The sequence below is a fragment of the Terriglobales bacterium genome (assembly GCA_035651995.1).
Lineage (GTDB): Bacteria > Acidobacteriota > Terriglobia > Terriglobales > Acidobacteriaceae > DASRER01.
The window spans coordinates 94788-112469 of record DASRER010000008.1; the positions used below are offsets into that span (position 1 = coordinate 94788).

At 65.0% G+C, this 17682-nt stretch carries 15 protein-coding genes; 6 read left to right on the top strand and 9 right to left on the bottom strand.

All coding sequences use genetic code 11. The annotated features are described in order from the left end of the window. Positions 1 to 219: 219 nt before the first annotated feature. Positions 220 to 1497, bottom strand: coding sequence for a Glu/Leu/Phe/Val dehydrogenase (locus VFA60_04380; protein ID HZQ91008.1), 1278 nt, complete (start codon positions 1495 to 1497; stop codon positions 220 to 222). A gap of 33 nt (positions 1498 to 1530) precedes the next feature. Further along, positions 1531 to 1890, bottom strand: coding sequence for a hydrogenase maturation nickel metallochaperone HypA (locus VFA60_04385; protein ID HZQ91009.1), 360 nt, complete (start codon positions 1888 to 1890; stop codon positions 1531 to 1533). Positions 1891 to 2011: 121 nt separating this feature from the next. Here VFA60_04385 and VFA60_04390 point away from each other — a divergent pair, with 121 nt between their 5' ends. Further along, complete coding sequence (locus VFA60_04390) at positions 2012 to 2254, top strand: hypothetical protein (GenBank protein ID HZQ91010.1); 243 nt, start codon at positions 2012 to 2014, stop codon at positions 2252 to 2254. Positions 2255 to 2323: 69 nt separating this feature from the next. Here the strand turns inward: VFA60_04390 and lspA are convergent, their stop codons facing one another. Genes lspA through VFA60_04405 form a run of 3 tightly spaced genes read right to left on the bottom strand, consistent with a single transcriptional unit; the run spans position 2324 to position 6027 of the window. Continuing rightward, complete coding sequence (gene lspA / locus VFA60_04395; protein HZQ91011.1) at positions 2324 to 2830, bottom strand: signal peptidase II; 507 nt, start codon at positions 2828 to 2830, stop codon at positions 2324 to 2326. 42 nt (positions 2831 to 2872) lie between these two features. Then, entirely contained in the window at positions 2873 to 5749 is a 2877-nt protein-coding gene (gene ileS, locus VFA60_04400; GenBank protein HZQ91012.1) for an isoleucine--tRNA ligase, read from the bottom strand. A 53-nt stretch (positions 5750 to 5802) separates the two neighbouring features. After that, the gene (locus VFA60_04405) at positions 5803 to 6027 is read right to left on the bottom strand and encodes a hypothetical protein (GenBank protein ID HZQ91013.1); all 225 of its coding nucleotides are present in this window, start codon (positions 6025 to 6027) and stop codon (positions 5803 to 5805) included. 418 nt (positions 6028 to 6445) lie between these two features. Here VFA60_04405 and VFA60_04410 point away from each other — a divergent pair, with 418 nt between their 5' ends. Then, positions 6446 to 7444 carry an energy transducer TonB gene (locus VFA60_04410; protein ID HZQ91014.1) on the top strand — a complete coding sequence of 333 codons (999 nt, stop codon included), beginning with the start codon at positions 6446 to 6448 and terminating at the stop codon, positions 7442 to 7444. A 135-nt stretch (positions 7445 to 7579) separates the two neighbouring features. On the opposite strand, the gene VFA60_04415 is transcribed toward VFA60_04410, so the two are convergent. From VFA60_04415 to VFA60_04430, 4 genes are all read right to left on the bottom strand, one after another. Next, entirely contained in the window at positions 7580 to 8773 is a 1194-nt protein-coding gene (locus VFA60_04415) for an ATP-binding cassette domain-containing protein (protein ID HZQ91015.1), read from the bottom strand. 140 nt (positions 8774 to 8913) lie between these two features. Next, positions 8914 to 10032 (bottom strand): FtsX-like permease family protein, encoded by a 1119-nt coding sequence (locus VFA60_04420; protein HZQ91016.1) that lies wholly within the window; start codon positions 10030 to 10032, stop codon positions 8914 to 8916. Next, positions 10029 to 11300: an ABC transporter permease gene (locus VFA60_04425; GenBank protein ID HZQ91017.1), complete on the bottom strand. Its 1272-nt coding sequence runs from the start codon at positions 11298 to 11300 to the stop codon at positions 10029 to 10031. Before VFA60_04425 ends, VFA60_04420 begins: the two co-directional genes overlap by 4 nt. 1 nt (position 11301) lies before the next feature. After that, positions 11302 to 12552, bottom strand: coding sequence for a Fe-S-containing protein (locus tag VFA60_04430; GenBank protein ID HZQ91018.1), 1251 nt, complete (start codon positions 12550 to 12552; stop codon positions 11302 to 11304). Between the two features lie 225 nt (positions 12553 to 12777). On the opposite strand from VFA60_04430, the gene VFA60_04435 reads away from it, so the two are divergent. The 4 genes from VFA60_04435 to VFA60_04450 form a co-directional block, all read left to right on the top strand. After that, positions 12778 to 14085: a hypothetical protein gene (locus tag VFA60_04435; GenBank protein HZQ91019.1), complete on the top strand. Its 1308-nt coding sequence runs from the start codon at positions 12778 to 12780 to the stop codon at positions 14083 to 14085. Between the two features lie 115 nt (positions 14086 to 14200). Then, positions 14201 to 14833, top strand: coding sequence for a TMEM175 family protein (locus tag VFA60_04440; GenBank protein HZQ91020.1), 633 nt, complete (start codon positions 14201 to 14203; stop codon positions 14831 to 14833). Positions 14834 to 14984: 151 nt separating this feature from the next. Beyond that, positions 14985 to 16823: a 2-oxoacid:acceptor oxidoreductase subunit alpha gene (locus VFA60_04445; protein ID HZQ91021.1), complete on the top strand. Its 1839-nt coding sequence runs from the start codon at positions 14985 to 14987 to the stop codon at positions 16821 to 16823. Positions 16824 to 16922: 99 nt separating this feature from the next. Next, a partial coding sequence (locus VFA60_04450) for a 2-oxoacid:ferredoxin oxidoreductase subunit beta (protein HZQ91022.1) occupies positions 16923 to 17682 on the top strand: 760 nt, incomplete at its 3' end.

Here is a 17682-nt window from a genome sequence, read left to right on the forward strand (position 1 = left end):
CCCCTGACCGTGCTTGCATGCACCCCGCGGTCTATGCCACTGAGATGCCGCGGCATTTGGAAAATGATGCGCCAATTCGCGCAGCAGCCCGCAAAAGCCGCTCTGGATACGGCGTCCAGAGCGCCCGGGATCAATTCGCGATGAGGACTTTTTCGTGAAGAGAAAAAGGGGCCCCTGGCGGGGCCCCGTAAATCGCAGGTCCGGTTCGAGGCTAGCGGTTCATGGCCAGATTCCCCGCGCGCTGGTCGCCGTGGCCACGCGATCGATCGCCAGGATGTAGGCGCCGGTTCGCATGTCGACTTTGTAGTTGGTGGCCGTGCGATGCACGTTGTCGAAGGCGCGAGCCATCACTTTCTCCAGCCGGCGGTTCACATCGTCTTCTTCCCAGAACAACTCCTGCAGGTCCTGCACCCACTCGAAGTACGAGACGGTCACGCCGCCGGCATTGGCAAGAATGTCGGGCAGCACCATCGTCCCCTGCTTGTGCAGGACGGCATCGGCGCCGGGCGTGGTGGGGCCGTTGGCCGCCTCCGCCACGATGCGCGCGCGGATGCGGGAAGCGTTCTCCAGCGTGATCTGGTTCTCCAGGGCCGCCGGAATGAGCACGTCGCAGTCCTGTTCCAGCACCTGCCCGCTGCTGATCTGGCGCGCGCCCGGGAAGCCGAGCACCGTACCGGACTTGCGCTTGTGTTTGAGCAGCGCCTGCACGTCGAGCCCTTCGCGGTTCACGATACCGCCATGCGAATCGCTGACCGCGACGATCTTCACGCCATCAGCGGCCAGCAGTTCGGCAGCGATACTGCCGGCATTGCCGAAGCCCTGCACCGCGGCGGTCGCCTTGCCGACCTCGATGCCGAGCACCTTGCACGCCGCACGGATTACGAACAGGCAGCCGCGCGCTGTGGCCTCATTGCGGCCGAGCGAGCCGCCCAGGAACGTCGGCTTGCCGGTCACCACGCCGGGCGCGTTGTTGCCGTGGGTCATGCTGTAGGTGTCCATGATCCAGGCCATGACCTGCGAGTCGGTGTAGACATCAGGCGCGGGAATGTCGCGATCCGGGCCGATGATGGGCGAGATCTCGTAGGCGTAGCGCCGCGTGAGCCGCTCCAGTTCGCCCTTGGAGAGCTTGTGCGGATCGCAGATGATGCCGCCCTTGGCGCCGCCAAAGGGAATGTTCACGGTGGCGCACTTCCAGGTCATCCACGAGGCCAGCGCCTTCACTTCGTCGAAGCTGACGCTGGGGTGGTAGCGGATGCCGCCCTTGCACGGCCCGCGGGCATTGCTATGCTGCACGCGAAAGCCTTCAAAGACGCGAATGCTGCCGTTGTCCATCTTCACCGGCAGCGAAAGGGTGAGCGCGCGATGCGGGCGGCGCAGCACTTCGCGCAGACCGGCGTCGAGCTTGAGGTGGTCGGCGGCAGTATCGAACTGCCGCATCGCAATTCGGAAAGGGTTGAGGTCCTCTTCGACTTGCAGCGGACGCTGGATCGCAGCCATGCACATGCCTCCTGAGCTGAAACAGCGGAGCCCTCAGGCCTGCGGTTCCCGAGGTTCAACCTCGATGTTGACCACGCGCAACTCTTCGCCCGAAACGGCGCCGGTGTGCGGGTAGCGGCATTGCGGACAGGGGACGTCGCGCAGGTCGCCGAGGAAGTCAGCGCCGCAGCTGGCGCAGTGGCGCCGCACTGGCAGGAACTCGATCACCAGGCGGGCCCCGCTGGCCACCGTATTGCGCGCCGCTTGCTGAAAGTGGCGCATGATCCCCAGGGGATCCAGGTGGCGGCGTCCTCCAATTTCTACCCTGACGCTCAGCACGCGGTGGGCCGAGTTGCGATAGGCCGCCTGGTCCACGACCTCCAGGACGTGGGCAGCCATTTCACGTTCATCCATGCGGCACCTCCTGCAGCTGGTCCGGAGGTTGCACTGCCCCCGTTGGGAACGGGCGCGGCGGGGAACCGTTCCTGAAAGCATACACCCGCTGAAGGAAGGGCAAGGTGAATTTTGCGCCGGTGTGTCGTCCGGATTCTGCGGCGAGGCGGTACGTTCTCCCGCGCCGGCCGTCTATCATCCCGCCCTGATTCGCATCGGCCGGCTGGCAGCAAAAACCGGCGTGAGTGACGCCACGCCGCGCTTCAATGAACGCGATCGTCTGCTCAGCGGCGTCCGCCGCAGCGCTTCCGGACAACACCCCTACGGGCCCGAAGCGGAAACGCGCGTCCGCCTGGTGCGCGCGACGCTGCCGCTCGGCTTCTGATTGGCCGAGTTGCGCCACGATTTGGCCATGCGCGATTCCGGCGGAGCGCCGCGCGTGCCTTCATGCGCGCTAGCCGATGGCCTTTTCCGCGTCGGGCGTCTTGTCGAAAAGAATCTCGCTCACCAGCAGCAGCGCCCCGATCACGATGGCGCTGTCGGCGATATTGAAGGCCGGCCAGTGATAGCCGGAGATGTAGAAGTCGAGGAAATCAACCACGCGGCCGTCCATCACGCGGTCCCACAAGTTTCCCAGTGCGCCGCCCAGGATGAGCGCCAGTCCCACGCCCGTGGTGGTCATAGCGTGGCTGTTGCGCCACAAGAGCGTTGAGACAACAACCAGGGCGCCGAGCGAAAACATGATCAGGATGGCGACCTTCCACTCCGAGGGTGACTCGGAGAACAGCCCGAAGGCCGCGCCGCGGTTCTGTACGTGCGTCAGACGGAAGCCGGGGAGCACGGCAATGCTCTCATGCAGGGCAATGTTCCTGGCGACCACCAGCTTGGTCACGCGGTCCAGCAGAAGCACCAGCCCGGCGATCAGAAAGTGATACTTCCGCATTGCATGGGGTCCGTTCATTCCCGCCTCAGGCCCTCGCTTTGGTCCGCCCGCCGCACCCGATTAGATGCCGCCGTTTTCCAGCTCGTGCAGCACCGGCGCGCAGCGCTCGCACACCGTAGGATACTGCGGGTCTTCGCCGACGCGCTGTGAATAGTTCCAGCAGCGCTCGCACTTTCTGCCCGGCGCCTTGCTCACCTTGACGCGCAGCGGTGTGCTTCCATTCCCGCCCTCTCGCTCCACACTCACCCCGGAAAGCTTCAGCAGCTCACGCAGGTGGGGCCGGTAACGGTCCAATATCGTATAGACGGGCTCGGGGGCGGAAAGATGCACGAAGGCCTCGGTGCTGTCGCCGATCAGCTTCTCCTGTCGCGCCACTTCCAAGGGCTTCAACACCTGCTGGCGGACGGCCATCAGCGCGTCCCAGTCGGCCATGAGGGCCTTCGTATCCGCGCCGGCGGTGTCGCCCGCAGCGTCTTTCACGTCGGGGAAAAGCGCGAGGTGAGCGCTGGGCTCGCGGCCCGCCACCGGCGGAAGGAACTGCCAGATCTCGTCGGCGGTGAAGCTCATAATGGGCGCCATCAGGCGCACCAGCGCTTCGCCGATTCTCCAGATCGCCGTCTGCGCCGACCGCCGCTTCACTCCTCGCGGCGAGGCCGTGTAGAGGCGATCCTTGAGCACGTCGAAATAGAACGCGCTCAGGTCCACCACGCAGAAGTCGTTCACCCGGTGGTAGATTTTGTGGAACGCGAACTCCTCGTACCACTGCCGCACGCGCTCGGTCAGCTCGGCGGTGCGCAGCAGCATGTACTGGTCGAGCGGTTGCATCTCGGCGAACGGGACGGCGTCGCGCGCCGGATCGAAGCCGTTCAGGTTTCCCAGGATGTAACGGAACGTGTTGCGGATCTTGCGATAGTTTTCCGCCACGCGCTGCATCAGGTTTTCCGAGCCGATCACGTCTTCGCGGAAGTCAACCGACGCGACCCACAGCCGCACGATCTCGCCGCCCAGCCGGTTGGCGACGTCTACCGGATCAACGTCGTTGCCGCGCGACTTCGACATGGCGCGGCCTTGCTCATCGAGCGTCCAGCCGGGGGTGACCACTTGGCGATAGGGCGCCCGTCCGCGCGCGCCTACGGCGCAGAACAACGAGCTCATGAACCAGCCGCGGTATTGGTCGCCGCCTTCCAGGTACATGTCGCAAGGGAAGGGAAGCCCCGAAGGGCCGGCGGGCACGTGCTTGCCCTCGGGCGCGGTGAGCACCGCCGCCTGGCTCGAGCCCGACTCGAACCACACGTCAATGATGTCCATTTCCTTGCGGAACTTGCCGCCGCCGCACTTGGCGCACTTTGTTTCCCGTGGAACGATGCCGGCCGGATCGGTGGAATACCACGCGTCGGCGCCCCTGGTGCGGAACAGCTCGATGACGGCCTGGTTGGTGGCGTGGTCGTTGAGCACGCCGCCGCAGCCTTCGCAAAAAAAGACCGCGATGGGCACGCCCCAAACGCGCTGCCGCGAAATGCACCAGTCCGGCCGCGTGGCGATCATGTTGCCAATGCGCTCTTCGCCCCACGCCGGGTCGAACTTCACGCGCCGCGCTTCATCGAGCGCTTTTTGCCGCAGCGTTTCGCCGCCGGCGAGCCTGTTCTCCATGCCGATGAACCACTGCTCGGTGGCGCGGAAGATGACCGGGTTGTGGCACCGCCAGCAATGCGGATACGAGTGCGTGATCTTCTCTTCCGCAAGCAGCGCGCCGCGCGTTTTCAGCAGCTCGATGATGTTCGGGTTGGCATCGAACACGGTTTCGCCGTCGTATTCAGGCAGGCCGTGGCGCAGGCGTCCGGCTTCGTCGACGTTGCAGGTCTGGTCCAAACCGTAGCGCCCGCCGGTGTAGAAGTCATCGGCGCCGTGCGAAGGCGCGGTATGCACCGCGCCCGTGCCCTGGTCCATGGTGACGTACTCGGCCAGCACGCCCAGGATGCTGCGCTCCAGGAACGGATGCGCGAACGTCACCCGCTCCATGCGCTCGCCGGGGAAGCGCGCGATCTGCTTTGCGCCGGCGAGGCCTGTTTTCTCTGCCGTGACGCGCGCCAGCTTCGCCGCGACCATGTAGACCTCGCCGCCGGCTTCCAGCGCGACGTATTCTTCGTTGGGATGGAACGCCACCGCCAGCGACGCGGGCAGCGTCCACGGCGTGGTCGTCCAGATGATCGTCGAAGCTTTCTTGCCGGCGAGCGCTGAGTTGATCTGCGCCGGATCGCTCGTCAGCCGGTACTTCACCCACACGCTTGGGCTGGTGTGGTCTTCGTACTCCACTTCAGCCTCAGCCAGCGCCGTCTTGTCGACAATGCACCAGTACACCGGCCGCAGCCCGCGATAGATCAGGCCATTTTCGAAAAAGGAGAACAGCGTCTCCATGATGGCCGCTTCGTAGCGCGGCGACATGGTCAGGTATGGATCGTCCCACTGCCCGAAGACGCCCAGGCGGACGAACTGATCACGCTGCAGCTTGACGAACTTCTCCGCGTACTCGCGGCACGCCTTGCGGACCTGGAGCGGCTGCATCTCCAGTTTCTTGCGCCCGAGCGCCTCGTCCACTTTGATTTCGATGGGCAGGCCGTGACAGTCCCATCCGGGGATGTAGGGCGAGTCGAAGCCGAACATGGTCTTCGACTTCACGACAAAGTCCTTCAGGCACTTGTTGAGCGCGTGACCCAGGTGCAGCGGGCCATTGGCATAGGGGGGGCCGTCATGCAGGACGTACAGCGGCCGCCCACCCCGCGCCTCGCGGATGCGCTCGTAGAGGCCGAGCGCGGCCCACTTCGCCAGCAGCTTGGGCTCGTTCTGCGGCAGGTTCGCCTTCATGCCGAAGGCGGTCCTGGGCAGGCTGATGGTTGATTTCAGGTCAAGCGGCAATCGGCGCGGTCCCTCGAGTTTCACGCGAGCGGCAACTCGCCTCGCGGAACAGTGAAATGGAGCGAAATTTCATTACATTATAGGGAGCGCAGAAAATTGCGTCCAACCGCGGCGGCAGCGTGGCCATGCGCGCGCGGGGCCGGCGTGCCGGCTGCCCGCCACCGCCTTGAGCGGTCGTGGACCTTGACGGTCATCCACAAGAACGCGCCCGCTGCGATGCCGTACGCGGCAAAGCCCGTCCAGAACGCGGCCCCGATTCCGCCCGTGAGCGACACGATGACGGCCAGGACAGTGGCGCACACCGAAGTTGCTCCGTTAATACCCCATAGCCACGGCGTGAGCCTGGCCGAGCCCCGTTCCGCAGCCTTCATCCCTCACACCCGAATCGCACTTGCGTTCCCGTCTGTATGGCTGGGTCGCGGCAGCAACAGCGCAGATTTCGCCCCGGGCGTCACGCTGGTACATGCACTGCCGAGCAAACTCCGCGTAATCGCTCTGTTTCGTCTTGCGTCCCTAATGGGAACCGAAGCATCCAACCTGGGCATGGAGGGACTCACCCGGCGCAGCGCTGAAAAAACCGGACTCTAGAAAGCGCAATTTTTACGTGCCGGCGCGTTCCTTACTGAGAAGCAACTTGGCCACTGACGTGCTCATCTTCCGAGGGGTAGTGAGCAGTCCCGACGGTTCACCGTCAATTGGCCGAACCCTGGAAAAGCGAATATGGCGCATCAGGTCCTGATCCCCCGCTCGGAGCTTCAACCTACGCTGAACCTGCGTCCCATCTCGGACCAGCTGGATCGGCCCTGGTGGAGCACGGTAGGCGAAAACGTTCGCGACGCGCTTTTTCCGCGCAAGCTGCCACCGTTGCGCCTTACCTCGCGCCCGGTGAAGGTGCGCGACATCTGGGGCGATTACAACTACAAAAAGAAAGCCGGCGTCGGGACGAGCGTTCTCCACGCCGGCATGATCGGCTTCCTGGTGTGGCTGTCAGTGGCCGCGCCGCGCATCATGGACAAACCAAAACCGACAGAGACGATTACCTGGGTGCCGAGCGATAACGCCGTGTTTGTCCCCACCAAGCCCGATCCGCGGCCCATGGGCGGCGGCGGTGGTGGCGGCGATCGCGACAAGCTCCAGGCCCCCAAAGGCAAGCTGCCCAAGGCTGCCATGGAGCAGATCACGCCGCCGGCGATAGTCATCCGCAACGAACACCCCAAGCTCGCGGTTGAGCCAACCGTGGTCCTGCCGCCGAACGTGAAGATCGCATCGGCGATGCCGAACCTGGGCGATCCGCTTTCGAAGATGCCCTCGGGCCCGCCGTCGAACGGCGTCGGATCCGGCGGCGGCATCGGATCGGGCTCCGGTGGCGGCGTAGGCTCGGGTGAAGGTCCGGGCGTCGGTCCGGGACGCGGCGGCGGGTTTGGCGGCGGCGTGTTCCGCGTAGGCGGGAACGTGAGCGCGCCACGCGGACTCTACACGCCCGATCCGGAATATTCGGAAGAGGCGCGCAAGGCCAAGTATCAGGGCACCTGCATGCTGTGGCTCATCGTCGGTCCTGACGGCCGCCCGCGCGACATCAAGGTTGCCCGCAGCCTGGGCATGGGCCTCGACGAGAAGGCCGTGGAAGCGGTGAGGACCTGGAAGTTTGCGCCCGCTATGAAAGACGGCACCCCGGTGGCGGTCCAGATCAACGTGGAAGTGAACTTCAGGCTGTACTGACGAAAGTTAAAGTAACGGTTTAAGTAGGAACGGCGGGCAATGGCCCGCCGTTTTTCAGTCAGTTCTCAGCTCTCCGTTTTCGGGCGCCGCGCGGGTCGGTTTGAGGACCGGGAACCGAGAGCTGAGAACTTGTCTTCAGTCCGCCGCCGCGCCGGACTTGCCGCAGCACTCGCCCGGAGGAATCGGGCTGCCGTGCGGGCAGGTCTTGGGATGTCCCAGGAACGAGCAGATGCGCGTCGTCGCCTCGGCCGACAGGATGTGCTCGAACTTGCACGCCTGCTGCTCGATCTCGGCCTCGCTCTCGATGTGCAGCGTCTCGGTAAACAGGCGCTCGGCGAGCCGGTGACGGCGGATCACGTCGGCTGCCCGCTGACGCCCGCGCGCGGTGAACTGCATGAACTCGCGGTCGTGGAGCTGCGTGGTGTCCTCGCCGTGCGTGGGCAGGGTGTCGTGGCAGCGATTGAGCACCAGCTTGTGAGTGTGCTCGTCGAGCTTGTCGTGCGGCAGCAAGTCGACCAGGCCCAGGACCTTCATCTTTTCGATGGCGATCTCCAGCGGCAGCGCGCCTTCCACGTGCATGCGTCCCGGCTCGGCCGGTTCGCCGTTCTCCGACAGGATCCACATCTCTTCCAGGACTTCGTCGAAGAGCTGCTCTTCTTCGATGCTGAAGATTTCCTGCGACGCAATCTTGCCGTGGTGCAGGTCAATGCGCCGGTCGGCCAGCCGGGCGACCACCGGGTCGTGCGTGACCATCACGATGGTGCGCCCCTGCTGATGCAGTTCGCGCAGCAGGCGGAGCACGATGTCTTCGTTGGCGCCGTCGAGGTTGCCGGTGGGTTCGTCGGCGAGGATGATCTTGGGATCGTTGATCAGCGCGCGCGCAATGCACACGCGCTGCTGCTCGCCGCCGGAGAGCTGGCTCGGCACATGCCGCGCCCGATCGCGCAGCCCGACGCGCTCCAGCGCGCCCATCGCCTCTTGCTCGTCGGCCATGCTGTGGAAGTACTGCGCGAGCATCACGTTTTCCAGCGCGGTGAGGTAGGGAATCAGGTGAAAGTGCTGGAAGATGAACCCGACCTTTTCTGCGCGCACGCGGTCCAGTTCGGTGGCGCTCAGCGCACCCACGTCCACACCGTCAAGCAGGACTTCGCCGCTGGTCGGCCGGTCGAGGCAGCCGATCAGGTTCACCAGCGTGCTCTTGCCCGAGCCGGAAGGGCCCATCACGGCAAGCCACTCGCCTGGCTCGACATGCAACGACACGCCGTCGAGCGCGCGCAGCTCGCCCGCCTCGGTCGGATACGCCTTCGTGACTTTGCGAAGCTCGATCACAGCAGTTGGCAGTTGTCAGTTGCCGGTTGCCAGCCGGGGCACCTAGCGGTTGGCACTTGGCCCCTGACATGAGGAGCCAGACGGCCAAAATGCCAAGTGCTAAGCGCTAGGCGCCGTCCTGCCGGCAAACCCGCGCCGGACTACTCTCCCCTTAAGATAACAGCCGGCTGTATGCGCCGCAGCGCCGCCAACGGCGCCAGCGCCGCGATCAGCGCGACCAATACGCCGCCCGCCAGCACCGGCGGGAACACGCTCAATCGCGGCGAAACAGCCGCCTCAAAGTTCACGCGCCCGATCCACAGGGCTGCGCCTAGGCCGACTGCGTAACCCACCACGGCGCCCAGCGCGCCGATCAGGCCGGCTTCGGCGGCAAAGAAACCGCGCAACAAGCGCTCGCTGGCGCCCAGCGCCTTCATCACCGCGAAGTCGCGCCGGCGGTCGAGGACCCAGCTCATCAGCGTGGCCAGGACGCACAGCGTCGCCGTCACGATGACGAGGATTGTCGCTGCCAGCAGCGCCGCGCGCGTCTTGCCCAGCACGCGGGCCTCGCCTTCCTGAATCTGACGGATGGGGCGGACGTCGGCCTCGGGCAGCGCCTTCTGGATGCGCTGCATAGCGGACTCGATTTCCGTGCGGGTCCCGGACACGGCGACTTCGATCGTGCTCGCGCGCACCCCCGTCCATTCTTCCAGGACGTTCAAATTCACAAAAATCCGGTTGTCCTCCGGCCCACCGGTCTCCACGACCTGCGCCGGGGCGATCTGCCGCGTTTGTCCGCTCGCCTCGAGCGCGAAAGGCGCCCCGAGTCTCAGATTCAGCGCCTTCATTACACGCTCACCCACCAACGCGCTTACTCCAGGGCCGCCGACACCAGGCGTGAGGGACCACCAGCGATTCATTTCGCGTGCCTGCGGAAGATTTGTGCCGGCGACGACCACGGATGTGGTTCCTGCCTTGGCTACAACGTACGCAAACGGCACCGCCAGCGCTCCCGGCGCGGCCTTTTCGACTCGCGCGAGCGCATCATCCGGAAGGGAATTGCCCTCGCGCGCTACGACCACAACGTTGGCACCAAACTTCCGGAACTCCCGCCGCAGCTTCGCCTCCGAATCGGCGTACAGGTTCAGCAGCGTCGTAGCGACCGCAGCCGCCACCGCCACGGCCACCAACGCCGTCAGTGCGCGTCCGCGGCGCACCAGCGCGGCGCGCCAGATCAGCCGCAGAAACATGCGCCCGCGCCCGCCGCGCCGCGCGCTCATGCGTCACCTCGCAGCACCGGCGCCGCCTCCAGCCGCACCGCGCGCCGGATCGACGCCGCGCTGCCCGCAAACGTCACGATCGCGGCAACCGCCAGGATGATTGGCGCCAGCACCGGCTGCACCGCGATCGCCGAGGCGAACACCGTCCTGCCGATCTGCTGCGCCAGCAGCGCGCCCAGCGAGAATCCCAGCGCGCCGCCGATCAAGGCGAGAATGGCAGCCTCGGCGAGGAACAGCGCCGCGACCGACGCGCGCCCCGCGCCGAGCGCCTTCATCAATCCGATTTCCTCGCGGCGCTCGAAAATCGTGTTGGCCATGGCCGCCGAAACCGCCAGCGCCGACGCGATCAGCGCCGCCACCGCCAGCAGGAGCATGAGGCCCGAGATCCTGCTCAGCACCGTGCCTTCGTTCTGCGCCACCTGCCGGATCTGCTCCGACTTGGCGCCGGGAATGGCCTCTTCGAGCTGTAAGGCAATCGAATTCGCATACGGCGAGCAGTACCAGCGATCGCGGTCGGCCGGGCTCATGCTGCGCGGATCGCGCCGCGCGAACGCGTCTTCCGGCTTGGTCATGGCGCTCACCATCACGCGCCGCACCGCGCCGGGACGCGCCGCAATCTTCTGCGCCAGCCCGAGCGGCCCGACGATCTGCTGATTCGTCGCCTCGTCGGCCAGCAGCAGGCCCACGACCTTGACTTCCTCGCCATTCACGCGCAGCGTCGCGCCCGGCTCGAAGTTCAGCCGCTGCGCCAGCGTGTGTCCGATCAGGACTTCGTTCGAATCGTCGCGCGGCCAGTTTCCCGCCACGTGCCACCACGGATTGACCGCCTCCACGCCGGTAGTGAACTCCTGCTTGCCGAAGCGGAGCTGTTTTTTGAAATACGTTCCCAGAAGCTGCGCCCCGCCCAGCGGCTTGCCCTCGGCCGACTCGATCTTCACGACCACCGGCAGCATGGGCGCGTAGCCCACGATGTTGTTCCGCCAGAAGATGCCCTTGATCTTGGTGAGCTCAGCTTCGCTCAGATACGCGCCTGCGTTGGCGGGCTTCAGGTTGACGCCGCCGACTTCCACCTCGAGCGTGTCGTCGGCGGGATAGACGACCAGGTTCGCGCCGTAGGTCCGCAGCTCACGGTTGATCTTGTCGCCGATATCGGTCGCGACCGCAATCATGGCCGTGGCCACGGCAACGCCGAGCGCCACCGCCGCGGCGGCCAGCAGCTTGCGCCGCCGCTGGCGCAGAAACGACTGATAGAGGAGGCGCGCGAACATGTCAGTGTGGTTGGAAAGTAGCGACGGCCGCGGCCACGTCGGCCTGCGCGACCACCACCGTGTCGCCATTCACGGTCGCCTTCAACGGAATGGGATTGCATCCGCCCGGCTGCCCGACCGACTGCGGATTGATGGGCGCGGCGCAGTTCTTGCACACCAGGCCGGTCGTGGTCCGCATGAAGCCGACCGGGCCGCAGATTTCGCACGCGTCGAAGATGCTGGCGACCTTGCCGTCGGGCCTGCGATAGAGCAGGAAGCGCACCTCGGCGCCGTTCACGTTCGCCTGGTAACGATGCAGGTCGCCGTCAACCAGGTCGCCGACCGGGATCGTCGCCTGGCCGTCCACGAAAGCGATCTCGGTGGCCGCCGGCAGGGAACTGGTGCTCTTGGCGTAGATGAACTCGGCCGTCACCAGCACAATGAACAGGAATGAGCTGGCATAGACGCCGGCCATCCACAGCCGCTCGCGCCGCGCGCTCCACAGCTGCTTGCGCCTCTCCGCTGGCGATACCGGCTCGGCCGTCGGCGCGCGCCGCCGCGTCTCGAACAGGACCATCATTGCCGCCAGCGCCAGGATGGTGACAAAGAAGAACAGGTCGTTGCGCACGATCGGGCCGATGAGCGCCATCTCCTGCCGGCTCGACGGCAGCACGCCGTTTTCCGAAAGCTCGTGCAGCCCCGAGATCAGCAGCTGCCCGGCAACGAAGAAGAGGATCACCGTGGTCACGCGGAAAAATTTCTGCAGGTTGATCCGCACGCTGCCCTTCACGAACATCACGCCGAACAGCACAGCCAGCGCCACGCCGGCCATCGTGCCCAGGAAGCTGAGCAGTTCGGCGGTGTTGAACGACACGGCCGAGAGGATCAGCACCGTCTCGATGCCCTCGCGCACCATCATCAGGAAGACGAAGGCGAACAGGCCCAGCGCGGAGCCCCGGCCGGCCAGCGCGCCAATCTTCTTCTCAATGTCGCCCTTCAAGTGGCGCGCCGTCTTCATCATGAAGATGATCATGGTGACGACGAAGAGCGCCGCGGCCAGCATGATCCAGCCTTCCACGATGTCCTGGTTCAGGTCCAGGCGCGAAACGGCGACGGCTGCCGCCACGCTGGCGACGAAGGCCGCGCCGAGCGCCCAATACACCGGTTTGCGGAGTTCGGGCCGGCCGATCTTGGCCAGGTAGGCGAGCGTGATGCCCACAATCAGGGCCGCTTCCACGCCCTCACGCAAGGTAATGATGAATGCCTGTAGCATCTCTTGGCCTGTGCGGACGCGGGCGAACCGGCTCCAGGCCGCCCGCGTTCGCGATTACGGACGGCAGATGATGAAATTGAAAATGAATTTCATTTTCAACTAGACATGATACGCGCCGCTTGGCCGCAGCGTCAACGCGCGGCGTCACGCCGCGCCGTGACCCGCCACTTGGTGACCGCGCCCGTTCCGCCACGTCTATCCGGCGTCCAACTGCGAGGTCTCACCGTGCGACGTGCCCGCGTATTGCTCCTGCTTCTCGCTGGCTGTGCTGCCAGCGCCGACGCTCAAACCAACGCCATCGATCCAGACCTTGCCGCGGGCTACATCCGCGACCTGCAGGCCACGTCTGACGCCGACGCCGGCAGACTCTGGGGCGTGCCGCTGTGCGGGCCGTTCTTCTTTGTTGACCCGGAGACGCATGCCGTCGTCGCCAACCAGGCTGACGCGGAAGGGAAGCTGAAGCCGCAGGGCAGCGTCTTCACCGGCACGCTGCCGCCGGAAGTCAGCCCGGCCAACACCGCCATCAACTGGGCGGGCGTCCATTGGACGATGGTGATGTGGCCAGTGAGCCAGTTCCGGCAGCCGCGCCGCCGGTTGCTGGCGCACGAATGCTTCCATCGAATACAGGATTCGATCGGCCTCCCCGGCCGGGACGCCATCAACAGCCATCTCGACTCGATGGCGGGACGGACCTGGCTGCAACTCGAGTGGCGTGCGCTGGAGCGCGCGCTGCGCCAGCGCGGCAAGGACCGCCGCGTGGCAGCCGCCGACGCGCTGCTGTTTCGCGCCTATCGCCGCTCGCTGTTTCCCGACGCAGCCGAGCGCGAGAACGCGCTGGAGATGAACGAAGGGCTGGCCGAATACACCGGCGTGAAGATCAGCGCCTCGACGCCCGAGGAATTTGCGGTGCTTGCCGACTTCGCGGTCCGGCAGGGCACAGCGAACGCCACTTTCGTTCGCTCCTTCGCGTACGCGTCCGGACCGGCATACGGTGCGCTGCTCGACCTGAGCGGCAAGCCGTGGCGCCCCCGCGCCAAAGAGGTGAAGGACCTCGGCCAGCTTCTCGCCGCGGCGTATTCCATTCGCGTGCCATCGCCCGTCACGAAGATGCAAGCGGAAGCCCGCGCCGCCGAGTACAACGCCGACGAAGTGTTTGCCGCTGAGCAGCGCCGCGACCGTGTGCGCCAGCAGCGTGTGGCCGACGCGCGCAAGAAGCTGATCGATGGGCCCGTGCTCGTGCTGCCGGTTGGCAACAGCTTCAACTACTCCTACGATCCCAACACCGTGGTCGCCATCGATAGCAACAATACGGTGTATCCACGCTGCCGCCTCACCGATGAGTGGGGCATCCTCGACGTTTCCGGCAGCGCGCTCCTCATCCGCGACGCCGCCGGCAAGGTGCAGCGCGCCCACGTTCCCGCACCCGCCTCCGCCGCCGACAGCAAGGGCGACGGTTGGACGCTCACGTTGAATCCTGGCTGGCGCCTGGTCGCGGGCGAGCGCGCGGGAGACTTGACGATTTCGAAGCAGTAGGTAAGCGCCTTCCAGTACTGCACAACTGTTCCGATTGACTTCGCGGCCTCGGTGAACGAGAGTACCGCGGATGGCGCGCGATGGGTTGCACAACTTCCGGCTCCCGAAGACTCGTGTGGAGTTTCTCGCTGATGGCGTCTTCGCCATTGTCATGACGCTGCTCGTGCTCGAACTGAAAGTTCCCGAGCTGTCGCGCTCCGTCACCGCGTCGGAATTGCTGCACGAGCTGAAGCACCTCGGCCCGGTTTTCCTGGCTTTCTGCATCACGTTTATCCTCGCCGGAACGTACTGGTTCTTTCACAACCTGAGCATGGAGTTTGTGACCCACGCCAACCAGAAGCTGGCATTCATCAACGTCGGATTCTTGTTCTTCATCTCGCTGTTCCCGTTCAGCGCGGCGCTGCTCGGCCACTTCATCAGGAACCCGGTCGCGCAGGTTGCGTACTTCGGCAATCAGGCTGGGGCTGCCTTATTTCTGGTGCTGAATTGGCGTTATGCGAGGCGGGCGTCGCTGCTGGGGAAGGTGGATCCGGTCATCGCTGCCAAACTCAACTGGCGCTTGGGCGCATTGGCCATCGCGACGCTCGCCGCCGCCGTGGTGGCATTCTTCGACCAACGGTTCAGCTTCTGGCTCGTGCCTTTGTCGGTCATGGGCAGTCGCGTGGTGGCGCGGTTTCGCGAAAAAAATGCTAAACCTGGCTCGCATCATGAGACGGAGACCACCGCCGCGGCGCACAGCGGCGAATAGCGGATTCCGCTGTTGCCGCGCGTGATGCCGCTCCGTCTGTGACCGAAATCACTGCCGCCGCCTCGCGCCCCTGCCGTATAATCGACTGTTATCCGTAACAACCAGCAAGCCAACCGTCTTATTTCCTCAGCACTGAAAGGGAAGCAGTCGCATGGCAACTGTTGATATCGCCCCGCAGGCTGGCCAGAAACGCCCCGGGGGCAAACCGGTCATCAACGACTTCAGCATCCAGGTCGCCACGGTGAACGGATCGGGCTCGCAAACCGCCAACATGGTCCTGCTGCGCACCATCTTCCAGATGGGCGTTCCGGTCTCAGGCAAGAACCTGTTTCCGTCGAACATCGCCGGCCTTCCGACGTGGTTCACCATCCGCGCCAGCAAGGACGGCTACATTGCGCGCAAGAAGGAAATCGACTTCCTCGTCTGCATGAATCCGGAAACGGCCGAGGAAGACGTGATGACGCTCGCCGCCGGCGGCGCCGTGCTCTACGACGAGCCGCTGGGCCTCAACAAGCTCCGCAGGGACCTGACCTTCTACGCCGTTCCCTACGACAAGCTGGTGGCCGCTGTCTGTCCGGACGCGAAGCTGCGCAAGCTCGTCAGGAACATGATTTACGTCGGGGTTGTCGGCTACCTGCTTTCGCTCGACATGGCCGAGGTGGAAAAGGCTCTGCGCAAGCAGTTCAAGAAAAAAGTGAAGGCCGCCGACCTGAACTGGGGCGCCGCCAAGGCCGGTTACGACTACGCCGCCGCGTCGCTCACCAAGGCCGACCCGTTCAAGGTCGAGCGTATGAACGAGAACCAGGGCAAGATCATTATCGACGGCAACGCGGCGGCTGCGCTGGGCTGCATGTTCGCCGGCTGCACCGTCGTCACCTGGTATCCCATCACGCCGTCGTCCTCACTGTGCGAGCAGCTCATCGATTACATGAAGCGCTTCCGCATTGGCCCCGACGGCAAGGCCACCTTCGCCATCGTGCAGGCGGAAGACGAGCTGGCCGCCATCGGCATGGTGCTCGGCGCCGGATGGGCGGGCGCGCGCTCGATGACCTCCACCGCCGGGCCAGGCATCTCGCTCATGTCGGAATTCGCGGGTCTGGGCTACTACGCCGAAATCCCCGGGGTGATCTGGAACATCGAGCGCGTAGGCCCTTCCACCGGCCTGCCCACGCGCACGTCGCAGGGCGACGTCATCTCGACCGCGTTCCTCTCGCACGGCGATACCAAGCACATCATGCTGTTCCCCGGCTCGGTGGCCGAATGCTTCACCATGGCCGGCGAGGCGTTCGACCTGGCGGAGAAATTCCAGACGCCCATCTTCGTGATGAGCGACCTGGACCTGGGCATGAACAACTGGATGTCGGACCCGTTCCCGTATCCGACCAAGCCGATCGCCCGCGGCAAGGTGCTCACCAAGGAAGACCTCGACCGCCTCGGATCGTTCGCGCGCTACAAAGATGTGGACGGCGACGGCATCGGCTACCGCACCCTGCCCGGCACCGACCATCCCGCCGCGTCATACTTCACCCGCGGCAGCGGACACAACGAGAACGCCAGGTACAGCGAGCGGCCCGACGACTACCAGAACAACCTCGACCGGCTGAACCACAAGTTCGAGACGGCTCGCAGCTTCGTTCCGAAACCCGAAAAAGTCGCCGAGGGGACGAGCAACATCGGCATCATCTGTTACGGCACCAGTCACTGGGCGGTGTTCGAGAGCCGCGACCAGCTGAAGAAGGAATACGGCGTGCAGACTGATTACCTGCGCCTGCGTGCGTATCCCTTCAACCGCGACGTGCACGAGTTCGTCGAGAAGCACGAGCGCGTGTACGTCGTGGAGCAGAACCGCGACGCGCAGATGCTCTCGCTGCTGAAGCTGGACCTGCCGGCCGACAAGGTCACCCGCCTGCGCAGCGTGAGGCACTATAACGGCCTGCCGATCGACGCCCGCAGCGTGACCGACGAGATCATTTCGCAGGAAGGGAAGTAGGGACATTGTCGAAGTGCGCAATTGCGGAATTGCCGAACTTCGGCCCCTGCGACTTTGATTTTCAATTCCGCACTTCGGCAATTAAGGGACACGATAATCATGGCTACGACTCCAACTTCCAGCACTCCATCGGCTCCGCCGCCGAAAACAAACCGCATCGGCCTTTCCGTCGTTGACTACAAGGGCGGCAAGACCACGCTCTGCGCCGGCTGCGGGCACAACGCCATCTCCGAGCGCATCCTGGAGGCGATGTACGAAATGGGCGTGAAGCCGGAGCGCGTCGCCAAGCTCTCGGGCATCGGCTGCTCGTCGAAGAGCCCGGCGTACTTCATGAGCCGCTCGCACTCCTTCAACGCGGTCCACGGGCGCATGCCCTCGGTCGCCACCGGCGCCGTGCTCGCCAACCGCTCGCTGCTGGCGCTCGGCGTTTCCGGCGACGGCGACACCGCCTCCATCGGCATGGGCCAGTTCGTCCATCTGCTGCGCCGCAATCTCCCCATGATCTACATCATCGAGGACAACGGCGTCTACGGGCTGACGAAGGGCCAGTTCTCGGCAACGGCCGACCTCGGCTCGAAGCTGAAGACCGGCTCGCCGAACGATCTGCCGCCGTTCGATTGCTGCGCCCTCGCGTTGAAGTGGGGCGCCACGTTCGTCGCGCGTTCCTTCAGCGGCGATAAGAAGCAGCTCCAGGCGCTGATCAAGGCTGCCATCTCGCACAACGGCCTCTCGGTCATCGACGTGGTCTCCCCGTGCGTTACTTTCAACGACCACGAAGGCTCCACCAAGAGCTACGGCTACGTGAAAGAGCACGAAGAGGCCCTGCACGAGCTCGATTACGTCCCGTACTTCGAGGAGA

Excerpts from the sequence above, each read along its gene's own strand:
- VFA60_04445 (HZQ91021.1), top strand. The coding sequence starts at position 14,985 with ATGGCAACTGTTGATATCGCCCCGCAGGCTGGCCAGAAACGCCCCGGG.
- VFA60_04380 (HZQ91008.1), bottom strand. The coding sequence starts at position 1,497 with ATGGCTGCGATCCAGCGTCCGCTGCAAGTCGAAGAGGACCTCAACCCT.
- VFA60_04425 (HZQ91017.1), bottom strand. The coding sequence starts at position 11,300 with ATGTTCGCGCGCCTCCTCTATCAGTCGTTTCTGCGCCAGCGGCGGCGC.
- VFA60_04410 (HZQ91014.1), top strand. The coding sequence starts at position 6,446 with ATGGCGCATCAGGTCCTGATCCCCCGCTCGGAGCTTCAACCTACGCTG.
- VFA60_04430 (HZQ91018.1), bottom strand. The coding sequence starts at position 12,552 with ATGCTACAGGCATTCATCATTACCTTGCGTGAGGGCGTGGAAGCGGCC.
- VFA60_04385 (HZQ91009.1), bottom strand. The coding sequence starts at position 1,890 with ATGGATGAACGTGAAATGGCTGCCCACGTCCTGGAGGTCGTGGACCAG.
- lspA (HZQ91011.1), bottom strand. The coding sequence starts at position 2,830 with ATGAACGGACCCCATGCAATGCGGAAGTATCACTTTCTGATCGCCGGG.
- VFA60_04420 (HZQ91016.1), bottom strand. The coding sequence starts at position 10,032 with ATGAGCGCGCGGCGCGGCGGGCGCGGGCGCATGTTTCTGCGGCTGATC.